19 protein-coding genes are annotated in these 21,431 nt (G+C 71.4%); 8 read left to right on the top strand and 11 right to left on the bottom strand.

Going from position 1 to position 21,431, the window contains the following annotated elements:
- Window positions 1–21 precede the first annotated feature (21 nt).
- The 9 genes from ABT008_RS15655 to ABT008_RS15615 form a co-directional block, all read right to left on the bottom strand.
- The gene (locus ABT008_RS15655; protein ID WP_350696917.1) at window positions 22–939 is read right to left on the bottom strand and encodes an ROK family protein; all 918 of its coding nucleotides are present in this window, start codon (window positions 937–939) and stop codon (window positions 22–24) included.
- Window positions 936–2,396 (bottom strand): argininosuccinate lyase, encoded by a 1,461-nt coding sequence (locus ABT008_RS15650; RefSeq protein WP_350696916.1) that lies wholly within the window; start codon window positions 2,394–2,396, stop codon window positions 936–938. Before ABT008_RS15650 ends, ABT008_RS15655 begins: the two co-directional genes overlap by 4 nt.
- Window positions 2,397–2,461: 65 nt before the next feature.
- A complete protein-coding gene (locus ABT008_RS15645; protein WP_350696915.1) occupies window positions 2,462–3,409 on the bottom strand; it encodes an amidohydrolase family protein in 948 nt (315 codons plus the stop codon).
- A gap of 2 nt (window positions 3,410–3,411) precedes the next feature.
- Window positions 3,412–4,290 carry a creatininase family protein gene (locus ABT008_RS15640; RefSeq protein ID WP_350696914.1) on the bottom strand — a complete coding sequence of 293 codons (879 nt, stop codon included), beginning with the start codon at window positions 4,288–4,290 and terminating at the stop codon, window positions 3,412–3,414.
- Window positions 4,287–6,074: an ABC transporter permease gene (locus tag ABT008_RS15635; RefSeq protein WP_350696913.1), complete on the bottom strand. Its 1,788-nt coding sequence runs from the start codon at window positions 6,072–6,074 to the stop codon at window positions 4,287–4,289. Before ABT008_RS15635 ends, ABT008_RS15640 begins: the two co-directional genes overlap by 4 nt.
- Complete coding sequence (locus ABT008_RS15630) at window positions 6,071–7,144, bottom strand: ABC transporter ATP-binding protein (RefSeq protein WP_350696912.1); 1,074 nt, start codon at window positions 7,142–7,144, stop codon at window positions 6,071–6,073. The genes ABT008_RS15635 and ABT008_RS15630 overlap by 4 nt, the downstream gene beginning before the upstream one ends.
- A 172-nt stretch (window positions 7,145–7,316) precedes the next feature.
- Complete coding sequence (locus ABT008_RS15625) at window positions 7,317–8,360, bottom strand: extracellular solute-binding protein (RefSeq protein ID WP_131052148.1); 1,044 nt, start codon at window positions 8,358–8,360, stop codon at window positions 7,317–7,319.
- Window positions 8,361–8,382: 22 nt separating this feature from the next.
- The gene (locus tag ABT008_RS15620; RefSeq protein ID WP_350696911.1) at window positions 8,383–9,546 is read right to left on the bottom strand and encodes an ROK family protein; all 1,164 of its coding nucleotides are present in this window, start codon (window positions 9,544–9,546) and stop codon (window positions 8,383–8,385) included.
- Between the two features lie 298 nt (window positions 9,547–9,844).
- Window positions 9,845–10,738, bottom strand: coding sequence for a LysR family transcriptional regulator (locus ABT008_RS15615; protein WP_350696910.1), 894 nt, complete (start codon window positions 10,736–10,738; stop codon window positions 9,845–9,847).
- Between the two features lie 135 nt (window positions 10,739–10,873).
- On the opposite strand from ABT008_RS15615, the gene ABT008_RS15610 reads away from it, so the two are divergent.
- Window positions 10,874–11,734, top strand: coding sequence for an aldo/keto reductase (locus ABT008_RS15610; protein ID WP_350696909.1), 861 nt, complete (start codon window positions 10,874–10,876; stop codon window positions 11,732–11,734).
- Between the two features lie 123 nt (window positions 11,735–11,857).
- The gene (locus ABT008_RS15605) at window positions 11,858–13,750 is read left to right on the top strand and encodes a glycoside hydrolase family 5 protein (protein ID WP_350696908.1); all 1,893 of its coding nucleotides are present in this window, start codon (window positions 11,858–11,860) and stop codon (window positions 13,748–13,750) included.
- Window positions 13,751–13,766: 16 nt separating this feature from the next.
- Here the strand turns inward: ABT008_RS15605 and ABT008_RS15600 are convergent, their stop codons facing one another.
- Window positions 13,767–14,987: a helix-turn-helix domain-containing protein gene (locus ABT008_RS15600; protein ID WP_350696907.1), complete on the bottom strand. Its 1,221-nt coding sequence runs from the start codon at window positions 14,985–14,987 to the stop codon at window positions 13,767–13,769.
- Between the two features lie 481 nt (window positions 14,988–15,468).
- On the opposite strand from ABT008_RS15600, the gene ABT008_RS15595 reads away from it, so the two are divergent.
- Window positions 15,469–15,705 carry a GntR family transcriptional regulator gene (locus tag ABT008_RS15595; RefSeq protein ID WP_350696906.1) on the top strand — a complete coding sequence of 79 codons (237 nt, stop codon included), beginning with the start codon at window positions 15,469–15,471 and terminating at the stop codon, window positions 15,703–15,705.
- A gap of 228 nt (window positions 15,706–15,933) precedes the next feature.
- Here the strand turns inward: ABT008_RS15595 and ABT008_RS15590 are convergent, their stop codons facing one another.
- The gene (locus ABT008_RS15590; protein ID WP_350696905.1) at window positions 15,934–16,509 is read right to left on the bottom strand and encodes a DUF5872 domain-containing protein; all 576 of its coding nucleotides are present in this window, start codon (window positions 16,507–16,509) and stop codon (window positions 15,934–15,936) included.
- A 99-nt stretch (window positions 16,510–16,608) separates the two neighbouring features.
- Between ABT008_RS15590 and ABT008_RS15585 the strand changes: the two genes are divergently transcribed.
- The 5 genes from ABT008_RS15585 (at window position 16,609) to ABT008_RS15565 (ending at window position 21,280) form a co-directional block, all read left to right on the top strand.
- Window positions 16,609–17,247 (top strand): M23 family metallopeptidase, encoded by a 639-nt coding sequence (locus tag ABT008_RS15585; RefSeq protein ID WP_350696904.1) that lies wholly within the window; start codon window positions 16,609–16,611, stop codon window positions 17,245–17,247.
- A gap of 48 nt (window positions 17,248–17,295) precedes the next feature.
- A complete protein-coding gene (locus tag ABT008_RS15580; protein WP_350696903.1) occupies window positions 17,296–17,757 on the top strand; it encodes a hypothetical protein in 462 nt (153 codons plus the stop codon).
- 98 nt (window positions 17,758–17,855) lie between these two features.
- Complete coding sequence (locus tag ABT008_RS15575; RefSeq protein ID WP_350696902.1) at window positions 17,856–19,391, top strand: ABC transporter substrate-binding protein; 1,536 nt, start codon at window positions 17,856–17,858, stop codon at window positions 19,389–19,391.
- Window positions 19,392–19,409: 18 nt separating this feature from the next.
- Window positions 19,410–20,354, top strand: a complete 945-nt coding sequence (locus tag ABT008_RS15570; protein WP_350696901.1) for an ABC transporter permease — start codon at window positions 19,410–19,412, stop codon at window positions 20,352–20,354.
- A complete protein-coding gene (locus tag ABT008_RS15565) occupies window positions 20,351–21,280 on the top strand; it encodes an ABC transporter permease (RefSeq protein ID WP_350696900.1) in 930 nt (309 codons plus the stop codon). Before ABT008_RS15570 ends, ABT008_RS15565 begins: the two co-directional genes overlap by 4 nt.
- Window positions 21,281–21,431: the final 151 nt, after the last annotated feature.

The raw sequence follows: 21,431 nt of genomic DNA, 5'->3' as shown, positions 1-21,431 counted from the left end.
TACGGGGTGTCGTCCCGGCGGTCAGCCGGGGACCGCCACCGCTTCCCGGGCGAGCGTGACCGCGCCCAGCAGGGCGGCGTCGTCGGCGAACCGGGACAGTACCACCTCCGGCCGATGCGGCAGCACCTCGGTGAGCCGGTCGACCAGCAGCTCCCGGATCAGGGCGCTACCGGCCACCCCGCCCACCAGCACCACCCGCTGCGGGTCCAACAGCAGGCAACTCGTGACCAGGTGCCGGGCCAACTCGTCGAGTCGGGCGGTCAACGCCTGCCGCTCCGCCCCCGGTCGTTCGGCCGCACCGGCGAGGGCCGCCGCGCCGCCGGAGAGGCCCAGTTCGGCGGCGAGCCCGTCCAGGGCCCGGCCGGAGAAGTCCAACTCCAGCATGGTGCCCGGCCACGGACCGCCGGAGACCGCGTACCCGATCTCACCGGCCGCGCCCCGGTGGCCGGAGACCACCGCGCCGCCGACCGTGATCGCCGCGGCCACTCCGGTGCCCAGCCCCAGCACCAGGCCCGGGTCGGCGTCACGCAGCGCGCCGAGCCGCAGTTCGGCCAGGGCCGCGGCGTTGAGGTCGTTGTCCACCGCCACCTCGGTGACGCCGAGCGCCTCGCGGACCGCGTCGGCCAGTCGCAGCCCCTCCCAGCCGGGGACGTTCGGCGCCAGCTCGATGCCGTCCGGCCGGATCACCCCGGGAGAGGCCACCCCGGCGGCCAGCAGCGGACCGCCCACCTCGGCCACCAGCCGGGCGGCCAGGTGCAGCGCCCGTTCCAGCGCCTGCGGCGCACTGCGCTCGGCGTACGTGGGGACCCGCTCCCGGGCCAAGATCCGACCCTGCCGGTCGGCGACCCCGACGGCCATCTTGGTCCCGCCGAAGTCGATGCCGAGCAGCAGCCCGTCGGTGTGCGCGCCCGACTCGGGTCGCGCCAACTGCACGCTCATCGGGCCGCCATCTCGGCGGCGACCGCGTCCAGCGCGGTGTCGGCCCGGTCGAGGCGGTCGCGGACCGCCGCCAGCCGTGCCCGTGCCGCGTCGAAGCCGCCCCGCAGCGTCGCCACCTGGGCGCGTACCGCGGCGGCGCCCGGCCCGTCGGCCTGGGCGCGGCCCAGCACCAACTCCGGCCGGACGGCGGCGGCGATCAGGTCGTCCACGGCGGCGTCGTCGAGCCCGCCGGGCACCAGCCCCTCGGCGGCGGCCCGCACCTCGTCGGCGGTCCAGCCCTGCGGGTCACCACCGCGCACCAGCCGACCCACCACCGAGTGCGCGGCCCGGAACGGCACACCGTGCCGGGTCAGGGCGTCGGCGGCGGCGGTCGTGGTGGCCCCGGAGGCGACGATCTCGGCCGCCGACGGCGGCGTCAACGGCGCGATCTCGGCGAGGAAGCCGCCGAGCAGGGCGAAGAACCGGTCCGCCCGGTCGTTGCTCTCCCAGAGCCGCACCTGCACGTCGGTGGTGGCGTTGTTCGAGTCCTCCCACCAGGCCGCGCCCACGTTGTTCAGCACCGAGGCGGCGTCGGCGGCGGCCTGCCCGGCGTACGAGACCAGGTGCTCCAACACCACCGGGTTGCGCTTCTGCGGCATGATGCTGCTGCCCTGGGTGAAGTCACCGGGTGTGGTCACCCACTGCCAGCTCAGCCAGTCCATCAGGGTGCGGGCCAGCCGCGCCCCGGTGGCCAGCGCCTGGGCGTTGAGGGTGCCGACCCGCACCAGATGGTCGGCACCGGCCACCGCCTCGTACGAGTTGGTCACCAGACCCGCGAAGCCGAGCAGCTCGGCCACCCGGGCGGGGGAGATGTCCAGGTCGGTGCCGGCGAAGGCGCAGGAGCCCAGCGGCGAGACGTTGAGCGCCTCGATCAGGTCGGCGTAGGCAAGCGCCTCCCCGGCCAGCGCCTCGGCGTACCCGGCCAGGGCGTGCCCGATGGTGGTGGGCTGGGCCGGACGCCGGTGGGTGTAGCCGGTGATCACCACGTCCGCGTACCGGTCCGCGGCGTCCAACGCGACCGTGCCGGCGTCCAGCACCCGGTCGAGCACCCCGGCCACCTGGTCGCGCAGCAGCATCCGGAACACCCCGGCGTCGAGGTCGTTACGGCTGCGCGCCATCTGCACGTCCAGCTCCGAGGTGGGTACCCCGCAGGCCGCCGCGAGGCGCTTCTCGACCAGGTAGTACGTGTCCTCGAAGGTGCCGTCGAAGGGCGGCGCGTCGGCCTGGTCGGCGCGCAGCTCGGCGAGTCCGCGCAGCAACCGGGCGCCCCGCTCGGCGGGGATCAGCCCCTGCTCGGTCAGCATCACCACGTGCGCCTGGCTGGCCCGCACCATCGCCGGGAAGAGATACCCGACGTGGTGGTCGTAGGTGGGACGCAGGTGGTGCCGCTGGTAGGTGGTCAGCGCGGGAGTGCTCATGACGGAGTTCCTTACTTCCTCTCCAGGCCGGATCGGCGCGGGGGCCGTCCCGGACGGTAAGCCGGTCAGTCGTCGAGCCCGAGCAGGCGCTCGGCGTTACCGGCGAAGATCGCGCGCAGATGCTCGTCGGGCAGGCCCAGCTCCCGGCAGATGCGGAGCTGGTCGTCGAGGTAGCGGGTGACGTACCCGCGCGGGAACCACGACGAGTCGCTGCCGAACACGATCCGCTGCGGGCCGATGGTCTCGTAGCAGCGCCGGAACAGGTCCTCCAGCGTCAGCTTGTACGGCATCCAGCGCACCCACTGGTTGGAGCCGGAGGTGTCGACGTGCACGTTCGGGCAGCCCCAGGCGGTGAAGAGCAGCTCCTGCACGTACTGCACGCCGAAGTGCGGCACCACCACCGGCAGCTCCGGGAACCGGCGGGCCATCCGGGCCAGCTCCTCCGGACCGCCGTGCCGGCCGAAGGTGAGGCCACCGGCGCTGCCGTAGTGCCCGATGTGGATCAGCACCGGCACACCGAGCCGCTGCGCGGTGCCCCAGAGCGGATCGAGGTCCGGCCCGTCGAGCGGGCCGCGCAGCAACGGCGCGAACAGCTTCAACCCGCGCAAGCCGCGTTCGGTGACCGCCCGTTCCAGCTCGGCGGCGGCGTCCGGCGCGTACGGGTCGTGGTGGGCGAAGCCGAGCAGCAGGTCCGGGTGCCGGTCGACCACGTCGGCCACCGCGTCGTTGCCGCCGCCGGTGACGAACACCGCCCGGCGTACGCCGACCCGGCGCAACTCGTCGGCCCATCGGTCGGCCTCGTCCGGCCAGTGCGCGGCGGGCGGCTCCGGTTCCGGGAACGACCACGCCTGCCGCCACGCCCGCGCGTACGGGGCGGAGGCGGCGGCGCGGGCGGCCCGCTCGGGTGCCCCGCCGGGGTGCATCCCGGCGGCTTCCTCGCAGGCGTGGATCGTCTCGTCGGCGCCGATGCGGAAGTGCAGGTGGAAGTCGACGACGTCCAGTCCCCGGTCCACGGTCACCCCTCCCCCCGAGACAGCGGCGGATCAGCGGACAGCGGATCAACGGTCGGCGGATCGGTGGGCAGGGGATCGGCGGTGGGCGGCGCGGGTGGCGGGGCGGCGACCCAGGCGGCCACGATCTCCCGCAGCCGGGCACCGGCGATGTGCCGGACCCGTTCGCCGCTCTCCACGTCGGCCAGTGAGATGTGCCCGGACCAGCCCTGCCACGGGTCGGGCCGGGATTCCACCAGCACGTACGGGTGCGGCACCGGCAGCTTCGGCTTCGGCGGCAGGTCCTCGACCGCGTCGAGGCGTACCGCGTCGGGGTCGAAACCGAGCACGCCGGAGGTCTCGTACGCCCCGCCGTGGCCTCGCGCGGGCAGTTCGCCGTAGAGCTGGGTGGTCTCCGCCGGGGTGACCAGCTGGAACCAGTTGACCAGCAGCAGACTGGCCTGCCGACGGCCGGAGACCCACTCCATCGCGGCCCGCGCGGTGGACATGTTGGCGTCGTGCCCGTTGACGATCAGCAGCCGGGGGAAACCGGCCGCGACGATCCCCTCGATCACGTCGGCCAGGTAGCCGACCGCGATCTCCGGGCGGATCGCCACCGTCCCCGGCCACGGCCGGGTCTGCCCCGGGCAGGCCGCGTACGGCACGGCGGGGAAGAGGACCCCACGCGGGCCCTCGCCGGTCGCGCCGCTCTCGGCGGCGAACCCCTCGGCCAGGATCAGGTCGGTGCCCAGCGGCAGGTGCGGGCCGTGCCACTCCACCGCGCCGACCGGCAGCACCGCGAAGTCCGCGGCGGCGGCCACCGCCGCCAGTTCGCCACCGGGCACCCGGCCGATCGGCAGCAGGCCCGACTCCGGCCAGCTCACCGTCACCTCGGTACGCGTCACGCCGTCCACTTAGCCGCCTCCCGGGACGCCGACCGGCCGCTCTGCAACCGACCGGAGACCACCATCACCACGAAGATCAGCGCCACCTGGAGCATGCCGTACGCGGCGGCGGTGCCGACCTCGAACGAGTACATCCGATTGTTGATCTCGACCGAGATCGGTGCCGTCTGCGACGTGTAGATCAGCACCGAGGCGACGAACTCGCCGACGCCGTTGACGAAGGCCAGCAGCGCGCCGGCCGCCACCCCGGGGATCATCAGCCGCAGGGTGACCGTGCCGAACGCCCGCCACCACGAGGCGCCCAGGTTGCGGGCCGCCTCCTCCAACGAGGGGTCGATCTGCGCCAGCGTGGCCGAACTGGACCGGAACACCAGCGGCAGGAACCGCACGAAGTACGCCAGCGGCATGATCCAGAAGGTGCCGATCAGCACCTGCCCGAAGCTGAACGCGTTGCCGGTGCTGAACGCCGAGATCAGGTTGATCGCCACCACCGTGCCGGGCAGCGCCCACGCCAGCATGACCGCCACGTCCAGCAGCGCCCGACCCCGGAAGTCCAACCGCCGCACCGCGTACGCGATGAGCACGCCGACCACCACACAGGCGACCGTGGCGATCAGGCTCATCTGCAACGAGTTGAGGATCGGCTGGAACGCCCTCGGGTCGGAGAAGATGGTGACGAAGTTCTGCCAGGTGTACGCCGACGGGATCACCTCGGTCGTCCACGACCCGTCCTCGGAGAACGCCACCAGGCCGATCGTGCCCACCGGCGCCAGCAGCACCACCGTGGCCAGGATCGAGGCGGCCAGCGCGGCCCACTTGCCGAACGGGTTGGTGATCTCCCGCCGGTGCGCGGCGACGCCCTTGGACTGCGAGCGGTAGCTGCGCCGTCCCTCGTACCAGCGCATGCCGAGCAGGAACAGGATCGACACCACCGCCAGCACCGAGGCGTACGTGGAGGCCATCGGCAGGTCGCCGTTGGTGCGGTTGATGTAAATCTGCATGGTCATCGTGCGGTCCACCCCGAACAGCAGCGGAGCGGTGTACGACGCCAGCGAGGTCATGAACACCAGCAGCGAGGCCGAGACCAGCGCCGGGGTGAGCATCGGCAGCAGCACGGTACGCCACACCCGCACCCGACCGGCGCCCAGGTTGTACGCGGCCTCCTCCACCGACGGGTCCATCCCGGCCAGAGCGGCCGAGGCGGCGAGATAGAAGAACGGGTACATGGTGAAGGTGTGCACCACCAGCACACCGGCGATGCCGGTGAACGGCAGCACCGGGCTCTCGGTGCCGAACAACTGCTGGAGCCCGCGCGGCAGGATGCCGGTCTCGCTGTAGAGCAACTGGAACGAGATGGCGCCGATCAGCGGCGGCAACGCGGCCGGCACCAGGATGATCGCCTCGATCAACCGGCGACCGGGGAAGTGGAAGCGCTTGAGCAGGAACGCCATCGCCACGCCGACGATCCCGCAGAGCAGCACGCTGGCCGCCGAGATGCCCAGCGAGGTGAGCAGCGACGAGCGGGCCACGCCCTCGCCGCGCAGGAACTCGGTGTAGTTGGCCACCCCGTCCACCCCGACGCTTTCGGCGAAGGTGGCGAACATCGGCTGGACCACGTACCCGAACAGGATCAGCGCCAGCGGGAACACCAGCGCGTACGGGAACCAGCGGGAGCTGGCGCCACCGGCGAAGCGTCCGCCCAGCCGGGGACGGCGACCCCGTCCGGGCGGGGTCGGGTCCTCGGTGATCGGCGGGACGGTGGCGGCGCTCGGTGCGGCCGTCACGGGTGCACCACCCACATGCGTTCGCGGTTGAGCCGCAGCCCGATCTGGTCGCCGACGGCGACGCCGGACGGCACGTCGATGGCGGCCACCTGAACCGACTCGCCGGCCACCTCGACCACCAGGTTGGTGGCCATGCCGGTGAACTCCAGTTCGGTCACCCGGCCGGGCAGCGCGCCCGCCTCGGTGGCCGAGGTGAGGCCGATGTGCTCCGGGCGTACCGAGACCAGCGCGCTCTCGCCGGGACGCAGGCCGTGCCCGACCGGCGCGGCCACCACGATCTCGGTGCCGTCCGGGCGGCCGACGGTGACCGTCTCGTCGGTGACCGCCGTGACCGGCAGCGACAGCACGTTGCTGCGGCCGATGAAGCGAGCGACGAAGGCGTTCGCCGGCCGGTGGTAGATCTCCTGCGGGGCGCCGATCTGCTGCACCCGGCCGGACTCCATCACCGCGATCCGGTCCGACATCGCCATCGCCTCGGCCTGGTCGTGGGTGACGTAGATGGCGGTGGTGCCGCTCTCCTTCTGGATGCGGCGGATCTCGGTGCGGGTCTCCTCGCGCAGCTTCGCGTCGAGGTTGGACAGCGGCTCGTCGAGCAGCAGCGTACGCGGGCGGATGACCAGTGCCCGGGCCAGCGCGACACGCTGCTGCTGACCGCCGGAGAGCTGGTCGATGCGCCGCTCGCCGTACCCGCCCAGGTGCACCTCGCCCAGCGCCTCCTCGACGCGTCGCCGGGACTCGGCCCGCCCCACCTTGCGGATCTTCAGCCCGTACGCGACGTTCTGCGCCACCGACATGTGCGGGAACAGCGCGTAGTTCTGGAACACCATGCCGGTGTCGCGCTTGTTCGGTGGGCGGCGGGTGACGTCCTCGGCGCCGAAGCGGATCCGGCCGGAGGTCGGGAAGTAGAACCCGGCCACCATGCGCAGGGTGGTGGTCTTGCCGCAGCCGCTCGGGCCGAGCAGGGTGAAGAACTCACCGGCGGCGATGCTGATGTCGACATCGTCGACGGCCGCGGTGTCGCCGGCACGGGCGAATCGCTTGCTCACCGACTCCAGCGTGACATCGATCATGATGTCCTCCTTCTCGTGCTGCCGGTCGTAGGTAAGAAAGGTGCTGCCGGCCTGCGATGTAAGGAAGGGACCCTTCCTAACGTCTCCGGTATAGGAAGGGTCCCTTCCTAACATCGGTCGGCCGGGCGGCGACCGGGCCGGGTACGCGTACCCGGCCCGGCCGCCGACGCGGTCAGCCCTTGTTCTTGATCTGGCTGTTCCAGTGGTTGATCCACTCGGTCTCGTGCTCGGCGATCACGTTCCAGTCGACGTTCATCGGGCGCAGGTCGAGCTGGGCCAGCCACTCCGGCTGGTCGGCGATCTCGATGGCGGGGATCTGGAAGAAGTCCTTGGCCAGGTCGGCCCGGAGCCCGTCGTCGAAGAGGAACTCGATGAACTTCTGCGCGCCCTCGGAGTTGCCGCCCTTGACCGCGGCGAGGCCGTCGACCAGCACCGGCGCACCGGAGGTGGGCATCACGTAGCCGAAGGGCATGTTCGACTGGTTGGCCTGCAGCAGCACGTCCTGCAGGTTCCAGGCGCTGAGCGTGCCCTGCTGGCGGGAGAGCTTCAGGTACAGGTCGGCCGGGTTGGCCGCGTACGAGCCGGTGTTGGCGTCGAGGCGCTTGAGCCAGTCGTACCCGGGCTGCGGGTTGCTGCCGTCGGGGGAGAGGCGCTGGATCATCGAGGCGTAGATCGACCGCATGGTGCCGGACGCGGCCACGTCCCGGATGATGATCTTGTCTTTCCACTGCGGGTCGAGCAGGTCGTCCCAGTCCTTCGGGGCCTGCTCCGGGGTCAGCGCCGCGTTGTTGTACATGATGACCTCGGGCAGCAGGATCTCCCCGAACCAGCGGCCCTCGGCGTCCTTGTACTGCGCGTCCATGTCCCCGGCGAACGACGGCTGCCAGGGGGCCAGCAGGTCCTCGGCGGCGCCCGCCGACAGACCCTGCTGGGTGCCGCCCCACCAGACGTCGGCCTGCGGGTTGGCCTTCTCGGCCCGGACCCGCTCCAGGATCTCCTGGGCGCCGATGTTGAGGATCTCGACCTTGCCCTGGTACTCGGGGTACTTCTCGGTGAACTTCTCCACCACGAAGTCCGTGACCTTCTTGTCCCGGGCGGTGTAGATGGTGAGCTGCTGAACGTCACCGGCGGCGTCGTCCGAGCCGCCACCGCCACAGGCGGTGCCGACGGCGAGCACGGAGGCGAGCGCCCCGGCCAGGAGAAGTCGTCGTTTCATGAGGTACCTCCGAGGGAAGGGATCAAGGGGTGGGTAGGAGCTGGGGTGTGCCGGCCGCCGCGGCGGCGAGGGCGTAACTGACCGCACCGTGCAGCACCGCGCGGTCGCCGAGGACCGCCCGGCGTACCTCGGTGGCGGCGGGCGCGGAGGCGTCGACCAGCGTCTGGAGCCGCGCCACGGCGTCGTCGTCGAGCTGGGTGGCGGCGCCGCTGAGCAGGACCCGGCCCGGGTCGATCACGCAGGCGCAGGAGACGATCAGCCGGGACCAGGCGGTCAACACCTCGTCGAGGTACGCGGCCGCCCGCGCGTCGGTGCGGGCCAGCTCGACCAGGGCGGCCACCGGTGCGTCCGGCCGCCGGCCGGGAGCGAGCGCGACGACCCGTTCGGCGACGGCGTTCTCCGACCACCGGGCCTCGAACGGGCCGATCCCGTCGTGTCCCCGGTCGCTCGGGTCCAGCGGCAGGAAGCCCACCTCACCGGCTGCGCCACCGGCGCCCCGACGGACCTGCCCGTCCAGGACCAGTCCGGCGCCGATGCCGTCGGCGACGTGCAGCAGCAGCAGGTCGGCCACGTCGTTGCCGGCCCCGGCGGCGTGCTCACCGGCCGCCATCAGGTTGACGTCGTTGTCCACCACGACCGGGACGCCGAGGTGGTGTTGCACCGATTCGCCTATCTCCCGGCCCTCGACCAGCCCCACCGAGGGGGCGAGCCGGACCGTGCCGCCCGAGGAGACGCCCGGCGCTGCGATCGCCACCCCGCGCAGCGCGGGCAGCCCGTCGCCGGCCAGTTCGGGTACGGAGCGGCAGATGGTCTCGACGATGTCGCCGGCGAGCCGGACCGCCCGGTGGGCGATGACGGTGCCGTCGCTGTCGGCGATCTCGCAGCTGATCCGGGTGGGCTCCAGCGACACCGCGGCGACCAGTTCGGCGCGCGGGTTGAACTCCAGCATGGCCCGGGGGCGACCGGCCCGGGAGGTGCCCGGGCCGCGTTCGAGCAGGTAGCCCTCGGCGATCAGCTCGCGGACGAGGGGAGTGAGCGTGGCGGGGCTCAACCCGGTCAGCTCGGTCAGCTCGGCACGGGAGAGCAGCCGCACCTGGCGGGCGGTGGAGATCACCGAGAGGCGCTTGATCTCCTTCGACCGCTCCCGGCTCACCGGGCTCGTTGGTGGCGTCACCACGTCAGTCACACTTCCTTCCTACGGCGAACGAACTATTGCGTCAAGTAACGAGTTGGTCTCGGACGCTCGGCGACACCGCTCTGAGCTGGCCAGATGTCCGATTCGTGGAGGTGGTTCGAGGGGTGCTGGGGCGAGTGCCACTGCGCCGTGGAGGCGGAGATTATTTATTCCGCGTACAAATGAAGCGGGGCGCAGCATCCGGTCGTCCTGGTGTCGTCAGGCGTGACCATCCAGTGTGTACGGACCGGTTCGATGGCGTGCGGCGGGTCGGCGCGCGACACGTACCGCCGCGCCGACCCGGCGTCGGTCAGACCGGCCGGCTCGTCGCGGCGGCCCGGATGCCGTCCAGGCCGAGCAGCGCCGTCGCGGCGGTGCTGGGGTGCCGGCCGCCCGCAGTCGCCACGGCGAGCTGCCAGTGCGGCGGGTCGGTGAGCGGCACGAAGCGCGCGGCGGTCCGCTTGCCCCGGAACACCTGGGGTACGACGGCGACGCCGAGCCCGTGACCGACCAGGTCGAGCAGCCAGTGCACGTCGTTGACCTCGAACGCGACCCGCCGCTCCACCCCGGCGGCGGCCATCGCCTGGTCCACCGCGTCGCGACTGATCCAGCCGGGGGAGAAGTCGACGAACGTCTCACCCGGCAACTCGCGCAGGTCGACCGCGGTGCGGTCGCGCAGCGGGTGGGTGGGCCCGCAGGCCAGCACCAGCGGCTCGGCCCGGAACGGGGCCAACGCGACCCCGGGCACCACGCTCGCGGGCGCGGAGACGAACGCCAGGTCGAGGTCGCCGGTGCGGACCCGTTCGATCAGGTCGGGCGAGCCGCCCTGACGCAACCGGATCTCGACGCCGGGGTGGGCGGCGTGGAAGCGGGCCAGCGTCGCCGCGAGATCGACCGCGCCGAGACACTGCAGGGTGCCGATGGCCAGCGTGCCGCGCAGCAGCCCGCGTACGGCGGCGACCGCGTCCTTGGCGGCGGCCACGTTTGCCAGGGCGTGCCGGGCCTGGGTGAGCAGCGCCCGCCCCTCGTCGGTCAGCTCCACGCTGCGGGTGTTGCGGACGAAGAGGCTGGCGCCCAGCTCACGCTCCAGCGAGCGGATGGAGGTGGAGAGGCCGGACTGCGCCACGTGCAGCCGCTCGGCGGCACGGGTGAAGTGCCGTTCCTCGGCGACCGCCACGAAGTACTCGAGCTGGCGCAGCTCCACGATTCATCACCGTCACCGATTGCTGGAATCAGATTCTTCTGTTGGACAGCTTAGCTATCGGGGTAGAAGGTGGAATCCGGGCGTTGCGGGCCACCGCCCGCCCGCCGAACCGCACCGCTTCGAGGAGGAGCCTGTATGCAGACCCGCCGTATCGGTGACGTCGCCGTCGGCGCGATCGGCCTCGGCGCCATGCCGATGTCGATCGAGGGCCGTCCCGACGAACAGCGCTCGATCGCCACGATCCATGCCGCGCTGGACGCCGGGGTCACGCTGATCGACACCGCGGACGCCTACCACCTGGGCCCCGCCGACGCCGGTCACAACGAGTCGTTGATCGCCAACGCCGTGGCGAGCTACGGCGGCGACACGTCCGACGTGCTGATCGCCACGAAGGGCGGCCACGTACGCCCCGGCGACGGCCTCTGGACGCTGAACGGTCGGCCCGAGCACCTCAGGGACGCCGTCGAGGCGTCACTCAAGCGCCTCGGGGTCGAGGCGATCGGCCTCTACCAGTTCCACCGCCCCGACCCGAACACCCCGTACGCGGACTCCATCGGCGCGTTGCGAGACCTGCTCGACGCCGGGAAGATCCGGATGGCCGGCATCTCCAACGCCGACCCCGACCAGATCAGGCAGGCCAACGAGATCCTCGGCGGTCGACTGGTCAGCGTGCAGAACCAGTTCTCTCCCGCCTTCCGTTCCAGCGAACCGGAGCTGGCGCTCTGCGCCGAACTCGGCATCGCGTTCCTGCCCTGGAGTCCGCTCGGCGGCATCTCCAACGCCGCCGAGCTGGGCTCCCGGTTCGCGGTCTTCGCCGAGGTCGCCCACGAGCGCGGGGTCAGCCCGCAGCAGGTCTGCCTGGCCTGGATGCTGGCGAAGGCGCCCACGGTCATCCCGATTCCCGGCTCGTCGCGCCCGGAGACGATCCGGGACTCCGTCGGCGCGGCCGACCTGGAACTCTCGGCCGAGGAACTGGCCCGACTCGACCCGGCCTGACCGACCGACACCGCGAGCCCCGTCCTCTGGCATCGGCGTGGAGGACGGGGCTCGCGGCCGGTGCGCGCCCATCATCGACCGTCTACTATCTACGGTGATCAGGTCGGCGTCGGGGAGGTCGCCATGCGCAGGTCGATGCCGTGCCTCGTCGCCGTGTCCGGCCTGCTGGCCGGTGTCGCGCTGGCGGTCGTGCCGGACAGCGCCCGTCCTTCGACGGCTGCGGGCAGCGTGACGGCCGCCGACGATCTGGCCGCCTCCTGGACCGGCCCGCTCAGCACCCGGGGTCGGTACGTGGTCGACGCCCACGGCAACCGCTTCAAGCTCAGGTCGGGCAACTGGCACGGTGCCAGCGGCACCTGGACCGGCAGCGGCGCCCCCGCCGACCCGGCCAACCACCACGCCGGGGAGATGGCCGACCAGATCCCGATCGGCCTGGACCGCGCCCCGATGGCCGACATCCTCGCCGGCTTCCACGAACTCGGCCTCAACAGCATCCGGCTGCCGTTCTCCAACGAGATGATCCGCGACACCCGCCCGGTGCCGGACGCCGCCGTCCGCGCCAACCCGCAGCTGCGCGGCCGGACCCCGCTCCAGGTGTACGACGAGGCGGTCCGGGCGCTGACCGCCGAGGGATTCGCGGTCATCCTCAACAACCACACCAACACCTCGCGCTGGTGCTGTGGCGTCGACGGCAACGAACGCTGGAACGCGAGCCAGAGCACCGCCCAGTGGGAACAGGACTGGCTCCTGATGGCCCGCCGGTACGCCGGCAACCCCCGGGTCGTCGGCGCCGACCTCTACAACGAGGTACGCCGCACCGTCCTCGACGACCCGAACTGGGGACTCGGTGACCGGCACGACTGGCACGCCGCCGCCCAGCGGGCCGGTGACCGGATCCTCACCGAGGCCAACCCCCACCTGCTGATCATCATCGAGGGCATCAACTGGTACGGCCTGCCGGTGGACGGGTTCCCGCACGGGCGCCCCACCCTCGAACCGGTCGGTCGGCTCTCGCACACCCTCGTGCGCTCCCACAAACTGGTCTACTCGGCGCACTTCTACGGCTACACCGGCCCGAACCACAGCGGCGCGACCGGCATCGGCGAGACCAGCGACCCCCGATACCAGGACCTCACCCGTGACCAACTCGTGGAGACCGTCCGGCGGCAGGCGACGTACGTGGCGCTCGACGCCGACCGGCACTTCACCGCACCGGTCTGGATCAGCGAGTTCGGCGTCGGCGGCCGGGACAACACCAACCAGCGGTCCCGCGACTGGTTCCACCACTTCGTCGACTACCTGATCGCCACCGACGCCGACTTCGCGTACTGGCCCCTGGTCGGCTGGCACGACAACCGGCGCGGCAACGGCTGGGCGCTGCTGCACTGGGACGCCACCGGCCACCGGATGGGCCTCTACGACGGCGACGACTGGCGGGCCGACGCCTGGCGTCGCCTGGTCACCGGTGGCCGTACCGGTCCGATCGCCCCGGTGCGGGAATGGTCGATGCTGACCCTCGACCACGCCGACCTGAACCAGTCGGTGCGGATGCGCGCCGCACCGGACTGGGACTCCGGCGCCCGCAAGGCGGTCTGCCCCGACGACCAGCGACTGATCGGCCTGAGCCGCACCGGCAACCGGGGCCTGTGCACCGACGCCCCGGACACCGGCGGCCACGTGGTGGTCCGCGACGAGTCGTACGTGGACGTCGACTGGGCTTCCGGCTTCACCAAGCTGCAATGCCCACCGCACAGGACCGTCGTCGGGTACGCCGTCCGTGGCGCCAACCTGTCCTCGGTGCTCTGCCGCGACGCGGGCACCACCGTCGGCGGCACCCGCCGGACGGTCTGGTTCGACCGTGGCGACAACCGGCCGGCCGGCAATCCGGGCGGCGACTTCGCCAGCGGGCACCACAAGGGGCAGTGCGCCGTCGGCGAACACCTCGTCGGGGTCGCCTACCGCGCCTGGATCTGGTCACCCGGCAAGGAACCCGACGCCCTGCTGTGCCGTAGCTGACCGGACCGGGTGCGGCTCAGCTCACCCCGAGGGTGACGGCCAGCGAGACCACCGTCGCGGGCGCGTCGGGATGGCGGATCGTGTCGGCGAGGACGTCCCGGGCTGCGGGCCGGTGGCGCACCTCAGCCGTCGCGGTGCGATCGGCGTCGAGCAGCACCCGGGCGGCGTTGACCGGATCGTCGGTCTGGAGGTAGGCCCGCGCGGCGTCGATCAGGTGGGCGGCCCGGACCCCGGGCGGCAGCCATCGCCAGCCGTCGCGCCCGACGGCGTCCACGTGCCGGGCGACCGCCTCGTCGGCCGCACCCCGCTCCACGTCGACCGCTACCCGGGCGAGCGCGACGGCGGTCGGCCCGAAGCAGGTGTGATGGTGGTCCTGGCCGTCGCCGAGCACGTCGGCCAGTTCGGTGGCTTCGTCGACGCGGGCGGCGGCGGCCTGGTCGTCACCGCGCCGCGCCGCCGCGAGAGCGGCCTGCACCAGCAACGTCCCGCACAGCGACAGCGGCGACCCGTCGGCCTCCTCCGGGTCGGTCGGCGCGATCCGGTACGCGGCGGCGAGTGCCGCCGTACCCGCCGCCCTCGCTCGACCGGTGGCACACAGCACGTGGCCCAACTGCACGGTCGCGGCGGCGACCAGCAGCGGATCGCCGGTGGCGACGGCCATGGCCCGGTCGGCGGCGAGCCAGGCCAGCTCGGTCTCGCCGAGCTTGACCAGCAGCGCCGCCGTCACCCGGTACGCCTCCACCAGCGGCACCCGCCCGGCCTGCGGATCGTGGGCGTGGCCGCGCTGCGCGCCGGCCAGCAGCTCGGGCACCATGCCGACCAGGGCCGGGTACCGCGCATGCTGAAAACTGGTCCAGGCGTGCGCTACGTCGCGCGCCAGCCGGGCGGCAGACGGCACGTCGCGGCGCGCCGCCGGTCGATCCAGCGCGATGTCGTACGCGGACAGCGCCGCCCGGATCCGCTCCACGCCCTCGATCCACACCGCCACGTCGGCGGGGCGGGTGTCCCGGCCCAGCAACACCGCCCGGTCGATCCGCAGCACGACGGCGATCTCCTGGAGCGTGGAAACCTTGTCCAGCGCCCGCACCCCGCGCTCGATCTTGTCCACCCAGCTCTTGGACTTGCCGAGCCGATCGGCGAACACCTGCTGGGACAACCTCCGCCGCGCCCGCCAGTACGCCACCCGCCGCCCGACCGGCACCTCACTCTCCACGCCGCTTCGCTGTATCTGGGTCACGACGATCCTTTCCGGGGCAGCCGGAAGCGAACAGTCCGGCGGTGGAAGGGCGTGGCCGCCCGTGGCTGGTGGCCGGGCGGCCACGCCCGCTCCGCCGCCGCAGCTCAGTTCAGCGGTACGACAGCGGAGTGGTCCGATGGAGCGGTCGGGCACACGAAGCCCACCCGACCAGGTTTAGCTAGAGCAGTTGCCACGCAAGGAGCGACACCGTGTGGGGATCGCCCGTCGTCCGACGCGGCACAGCATGGGAGGTGCCCACCTGGGGTCGAGGTCGTGCGTCGTGCAGCCCCAGGTGGGTATGCGGATCGGTGCCGAGGAGTTTGCCGAAACCAGGGACCCGACCCAGCGAGAAACCTACTCCAACTTGTAGGAGTAGGTCAAGGGTGGCCTGCCTGTACCTAGATCATGAAACTTGCTGGAACAGGTTCCTTCGTGATCGGATTGGCGTGCCGAAGCCAGGAGATCCGATGGAGATCGATTTATGCCGACCGAGAGAGTCGATTACCGGCGCATAGCGAACGAGATCACTGGAAAGATCAAGTCTGGTGAGCTCGCGCCCGGCGAGAAGCTGCCGTCAACGCGTCAACTTGCCGAGCAATACGACGTGCACATCTCCACGATCAGCCGCGTCATGTCGCTTCTCAAGGACAGAGAGCTGGTGGAGGGGCATCCGGGGAAGGGCGTGTATGTCGCCGAGTCGGATCGCAGATCCGAGTAGCCATCGCCACTGCTCTCGGTCCGAGCAGACACAGCACCTGGGCTGACGCCTGGTGCGGCTGGGTGGGTAGATCTGTTGTCGCTCCAGCAGCAACAAATCTACCCACCTTCACGGGCTTACCGCGCTCCGCGCCGTCGAGATGTTAGGAAGGGTCCCCTGCTATACACCAGGCGTTAGCAGGGGACCCTTCCTTGCACCAAATGTGCGCGCCCGAGGCACCAGTGCGAATCAGCGGCGGTCTAGTTCCGACTGGAGGCGTTGCAGGAGCGTCTTGCGGGCCTTGCCGCCGCGTTCGCGTCGCAGTGCCGCCCGGAGCTGGTTCTTGTCCAGGCCGGGTACGAGTCGACTGGCCTCGGGGACCGTCAGCTCGGTGAGCCGCTCGGCCGAGGTGGCGGACCGGCCTCGGGGCGAGGTCACCTCCTTGCGGGCACGTTTGGCCGGTCCGGTGTTGGCGACGAACTGCCGACCGGTTCGCGACGCCTGCCGCTTCTTGGCCTCGGTGTCGCGCTTCTGCTCGTCCGAGAGCTTCTCCCACGCCTTCTTCGGCAGGTAGCGGGCCGTTTCGTTGCCCTTGCGTGCCCGGGTCGAGCCGGTGCTGGTCTGCCACTTCTCCGCGCCCCAGCGCTCCAACGACCGCTGCCGCGAGTCCTTCGGCCCCAGGAAGCCGCCGCCGCGCCGCTCGTACTCCTTGGTGAGCAGTTGCGACTTGCGGGCCGACCACTGGCCGGGGCGTCCGCCCCGGTCGGAGGCCATGATCTCGGCCTTGATCTGCTCCCGGAGCTCCGGTTTCGTGTACCGCGCCATGCCGGGTCGTTACCCGAACCCGGCCCTGGTGAACGTGGCCGTCGCGGTCCGGCCCGGCAGCAGCGGGGCCACTCGTCGGGCTCTGCCATGCTTGGCAGGGTGACGACCGGCCATCCCCGCACCCATCGTCGTACCCGCCGCCCCTGGCGGCTCCTGCTCGCGCTCGGCGCCGTCGCGGCCCTGGGCGCGGTCGCCTACGTGGTGGTGCCGCAACTGCTGCCGCCGGGGCCGCGTCCGCTGTTCCAGATGCCCGTGGGCTGCGGCGAGACGTGGCAGGTGGGCACCTACCCCGGCCACGGCGAGTACGACGTCGACTTCTTCCCGCTCCAGGGCGACCAGTGGGGGCAGCCGGTGCTCGCCTCGTACGCGGGCACCGTCACGGTGTCCGGCATCAACGGGTCGCTCGGTGGCCGTACCCCGGAGAACCCGGAGGGCCCCCGGGGTCGGGGCGGCGGCTACTGGGTGAAGATCGACCACGGCGGGCGGTGGGAGACGCAGTACCTGCACCTGCTCGAACCGCCGCTGGTGGAGGAAGGTCAGCGGGTCGCCCAGGGCGAGCAGATCGGGCGGATCGGCAGCACCGGCAACTCCGGTGCCCCGCACCTGCACTACGAGCAGCGGGTGGGCTGGCAGAAGGTGGAGACCTGGTTCGACGGTGTGCCGTCCGGCATCACCAGCGACGACGCCGAGTACACGATGAAGCTGACCAGCAACAACTGCCCCGACGGGCAGCCCTGACGGAGCTGCGAAGGCAGCCGTGTCGGACCCCTCTGCTGGGATACCGGCATGGGTGTTCTGTACGACTACTTCCGCGCGGCTGATGACGCCGCGGCGGTCACGCTGATGGTGGAGATCGACGGCGGGCCGGTCGTCGTGGCTGACGGGCGGCTCGGCGTCGACGCGATCGACTGCAAGGGCATCGACCCGTCGGTGACGCTGGGGGAGCTGGTGGCTCTCGTGCGCGGTGAGGCGGACGCCGACGACCTGGTGAAGGACCGGCTGCTGTGGAGCGGCGCCGAGGACGGCCCCTGGTTGACCGCGCTCGACGACGCGACCCGGGACACGCTGGCGTCGATCACCGCCGACCAGACGCCCGAGTTGTCTGCGCAATGGGGACGCAGCGAGGAACTCGCCTGGGACGGGCCGCTCCCCGACGACCAGATGCAGCCGGTGATCGAGGAGGTCAGCGCGCTCGCCCGACGGGCCCGGGACGCCGACGAACACCTCTACTGCTGGTCCTGCCTCTGATCCCGCCGCCGTACGCGTCCTGCCGTCACGGCCGTTTGCGGTTAGCGTGAGGTTCAAGGACATCTTTCAGTAGCCGGGAAAGAATCCAGGGGAGGACCATGTCCAGCACCAGATTCCGGTTGGCCGGCGCCACCTTCACCCTGATGCTCGTCGCGGTCGCGGGCTGCACCACGGGCGAGGGGGTCGACGTCGACGGGGCCGACGGGGCGAGCGCGGGCGGTGTCCTCAACGCCGCCATCGGCGGTGAGCCCGACCAGCTCGACCCGCACAAGACCTCCGCCTACTACAGCTTCCAGGTCCTGGAGAACGTCTACGACACCCTGGTCGAGCCGGACGCGAACCTGGAGATGCAGCCCGCGCTGGCCACCGAGTGGACCACCAGCGACGACCAGCTCACCTGGACGTTCACCCTCCGCGAGGGGGTCAAGTTCTCCGACGGGTCGCCGCTGACCGCCGAGGACGTCGTCTACTCGTACACCCGGATCATCGACGAGAAGCTGAACACCGCGTACAAGTTCGCCACCGTCAAGTCGGTGACCGCGCCCGACCCCACCACCGTGGTCGTCGCGCTGACCGCGCCCACCCCGAACCTGCTCGCCAACCTGGGCGGCTTCAAGGGCGTGGCGATCGTGCAGAAGGCCAACATCGAGTCCGGTGAGGTGACCACCAAGCCGGTCGGCAGCGGCCCCTTCGCGATCGGCTCCTACAGCAGCGGCGACAGCATCCGGCTGGTCCGCAACGACAACTACTGGGGCGAGAAGCCCAAGGTGGACGGGGTGACCTTCACCTTCGTCAGCGATCCCACCGTGGCGCTGCAGAACCTGCGCGGCGGTGAGGTGCACTGGACCGACAACCTGCCCCCGCAACAGGTGCCCGCGTTGCTCGACGCCGACGACCTGACCGTGCGTTCGGTGCCGTCCACCGACTACTGGTACCTCGCCCTCAACCAGGCCCGTAAGCCGTACGACAACGTCGCCGTGCGCCGGGCGATCGCCTTCGCCCTGGACCGGGAGGCGATCACCAAGGCCGCCAAGTTCGGGCTGGCCACCGTCAACCAGACCGCCATCCCGCAGAACAGCGCCTACCACTACGAGTACGCGCCGTACACGCACGATGTGAACCAGGCCCGGCAACTGCTGGACCAGGCCGGTGTCAGCGGGCTCACCCTGGACCTGATGGTCACCACCGAGTATCCGGAGACCGTCACCGCCGCCCAGGTGATCGCCTCGCAGTTGGCCGGCATCGGCGTCACCGTCAAGATCCGTACGCTGGACTTCGCGCAGTGGCTCGACGAGCAGGGCAACGGCAACTTCGACGCGTTCATGCTCGGCTGGCTGGGCAACATCGACCCGGACGAGTTCTACTACGCCCAGCACCACAGTGGCGGCACCTTCAACTTCCACAAGTACGCCAACCCCACCGTGGACCGGCTGCTCGACCAGGCCCGCACCGAGACCGACCAGGGCGTCCGCAAGCAGCGGTACGAGCAGGTGGCCAAGCAGATCGTCGACGACGCCAGCTACATCTACCTGTACAACCCGGACGTGGCGCAGGGCTGGTCCAGCGGTCTCACCGGTTACGAGGTACGCACCGACCGGGCGATCCGGTTCCGCGACGCGGCGCTGGCGAAGTGACCGGGGCGGGGACCGCAGGTGGCCCGCTTCGTGATCCGCCGGCTGGTGCAGTCCGGTGTCGTGCTGATCGGCGTGACCCTCGTGGTGTTCCTGCTGATCCAACTGGTGCCGGGTGACCCGGTACGCGTCGCGCTCGGCACCCGGTTCGACCAGGAGACGTACGAGGCGCTGCGGGCCCGGTCCGGGCTGGACCAGCCACTGGTCCCGCAGTACTTCGACTATCTCTTCCGGGCGCTGACCGGCGATCTCGGCGTCAGTTTCCGCAGTGGTCGGCCGGTCACCGCGATCCTGCTGGAACGGCTGCCGGCGACACTGTCGCTGGCGCTCACCGCGGTGCTGTTCGCGGTGCTCGTGGCGTTCCCGCTCGGGATCGTCTCGGCCATCCGCAGCGGCTCGCTGGTCGACCACGCGGTACGTGTGTTCAGCCAGTTCGGGGTCTCGGTGCCCGACTTCTGGATGGGCATCATGGGCATCCTGCTCTTCGCCGGGGTGCTCGGGTGGCTCCCGCCGTCGGGGTACGTGGCGTTGACCGAGGACCCGGCACGGTGGGCCTCGCACGTGGCTCTGCCGGCCGCCACGATCGGCCTGGTCACCGCCTCGATCCTGACCCGCTTCATCCGTTCCTCGATGTTGGAGGTGCTCTCCGAGGACTACGTCCGCACCGCCGAGGCGAAGGGCCTACGGGCGCGGGTGGTGGTGCTGCGGCACGTCCTGCGCAACGCGCTCATCCCGGTGGTGACCGTGGTGGCGGTGCAACTGGCCAGCCTGCTCGGCGGTGTGATCGTGATCGAGGTGCTGTTCGCCTGGCCCGGCATCGGCCGGCTCACCTTCGACGCGGTCCGGGCCCGGGACTACCCGGTGCTGCAAGGCGCGGTGCTGCTGGTCGCGGCCCTGTTCCTGCTGGTCAACCTGCTGGTGGACGTCCTCTACGCCCGCCTCGACCCGAGGATCAGGGTCCGATGAGCGGCCGGCTCGGACGACTCGTCCCGCCCTGGGTCGGCGTCCGCTCGCGAGGCGGCGGCGACGGGCAGGTACGCCGCGCGCTGTCGGCGCTGTGGCGCGACCCGCTGGCCCTGAGCGGCAGCGCGGTGCTCGTGCTGCTGGTCGTGGTGGGGGTGGCCGGTCCCTGGCTGGCGCCGTCGGGCGTCAACGACGTGGACACCGACCGGATGCTCCAGCCGCCGAGCTGGTCGCACCCGTTCGGCACCGACGAGCTGGGCCGCGACGTGCTCAGCCGGGTCATGATCGCGGCCCGGGTCTCGCTCCAGGTCGGGTTGGTCAGCGTCGGCATCGCCCTGGCCGTCGGGGTGACTCTCGGGCTGCTCGCCGGCTACTACGGCGGCTGGCTGGACAACATCCTGATGCGCTGCATGGACGTGCTGTTCGCGTTCCCGGTGCTGCTGCTCGCGGTGGCGATCGTGGCCGTGCTCGGCCCCGGGCTGCTCACCGCGATGATCGCGATCGGGGTGGTCTACACGCCGATCTTCGCCCGGGTCACCCGAGCCGGGGTGCTGTCGGTGCGGGAGCAGGTCTTCGTCCGGGCGGCGGTCTCCATCGGCGCGTCGGACCTGCGCATCATGGGTCAGCACGTGCTGCCGAACATCGCGGCGCCGCTGATCGTGCAGACCTCGCTGTCGCTGGCCTTCGCGATCCTGTCCGAGGCGGCACTCTCCTTCCTCGGTCTCGGCGTGCAGCCGCCGGAACCGGCCTGGGGTCGGATGCTCGACGACGGCCGGGAGTTCGTCACCGACGCGTGGTGGCTGGGCGTCTTCCCGGGGGCCGCCATCTTCCTCACCGTGCTGGCGTTCAACCTGGTCGGCGACGCGCTACGGGACGTGCTTGACCCCCGCCAGCTCACCGTCGCCGAGGCCCGAAGGAGCACGTCATGAGTGAGCGTCAGCGAGTGAATCATCAATGCGGTGCGGTGGTGCCTCATGGCGGCGCGGAGCGTAGCGGAGTGCCGGCATGAGCGACCGTCAGCGAGTGAATCATCAATGCGGTGCGGTGGTGCCTCATGGCGGCGCGGAGCGTAGCGGAGTG

The sequence above is a fragment of the Micromonospora sp. NPDC002389 genome (assembly GCF_040296095.1).
Taxonomy (GTDB): domain Bacteria; phylum Actinomycetota; class Actinomycetes; order Mycobacteriales; family Micromonosporaceae; genus Micromonospora.
This window is presented reverse-complemented; position numbering and strand designations above follow the sequence as displayed.

Bases quoted from the DNA above. Each gene is read 5' to 3' on its own strand.
- ABT008_RS15610 (WP_350696909.1), top strand. From the start codon at position 10,874: ATGCAGACCCGCCGTATCGGTGACGTCGCCGTCGGCGCGATCGGCCTC.
- ABT008_RS15590 (WP_350696905.1), bottom strand. From the start codon at position 16,509: ATGGCGCGGTACACGAAACCGGAGCTCCGGGAGCAGATCAAGGCCGAG.
- ABT008_RS15580 (WP_350696903.1), top strand. From the start codon at position 17,296: ATGGGTGTTCTGTACGACTACTTCCGCGCGGCTGATGACGCCGCGGCG.
- ABT008_RS15605 (WP_350696908.1), top strand. From the start codon at position 11,858: ATGCGCAGGTCGATGCCGTGCCTCGTCGCCGTGTCCGGCCTGCTGGCC.
- ABT008_RS15625 (WP_131052148.1), bottom strand. From the start codon at position 8,360: ATGAAACGACGACTTCTCCTGGCCGGGGCGCTCGCCTCCGTGCTCGCC.
- ABT008_RS15565 (WP_350696900.1), top strand. From the start codon at position 20,351: ATGAGCGGCCGGCTCGGACGACTCGTCCCGCCCTGGGTCGGCGTCCGC.
- ABT008_RS15575 (WP_350696902.1), top strand. From the start codon at position 17,856: ATGTCCAGCACCAGATTCCGGTTGGCCGGCGCCACCTTCACCCTGATG.
- ABT008_RS15595 (WP_350696906.1), top strand. From the start codon at position 15,469: ATGCCGACCGAGAGAGTCGATTACCGGCGCATAGCGAACGAGATCACT.
- ABT008_RS15655 (WP_350696917.1), bottom strand. From the start codon at position 939: ATGAGCGTGCAGTTGGCGCGACCCGAGTCGGGCGCGCACACCGACGGG.
- ABT008_RS15650 (WP_350696916.1), bottom strand. From the start codon at position 2,396: ATGAGCACTCCCGCGCTGACCACCTACCAGCGGCACCACCTGCGTCCC.
- ABT008_RS15630 (WP_350696912.1), bottom strand. From the start codon at position 7,144: ATGATCGATGTCACGCTGGAGTCGGTGAGCAAGCGATTCGCCCGTGCC.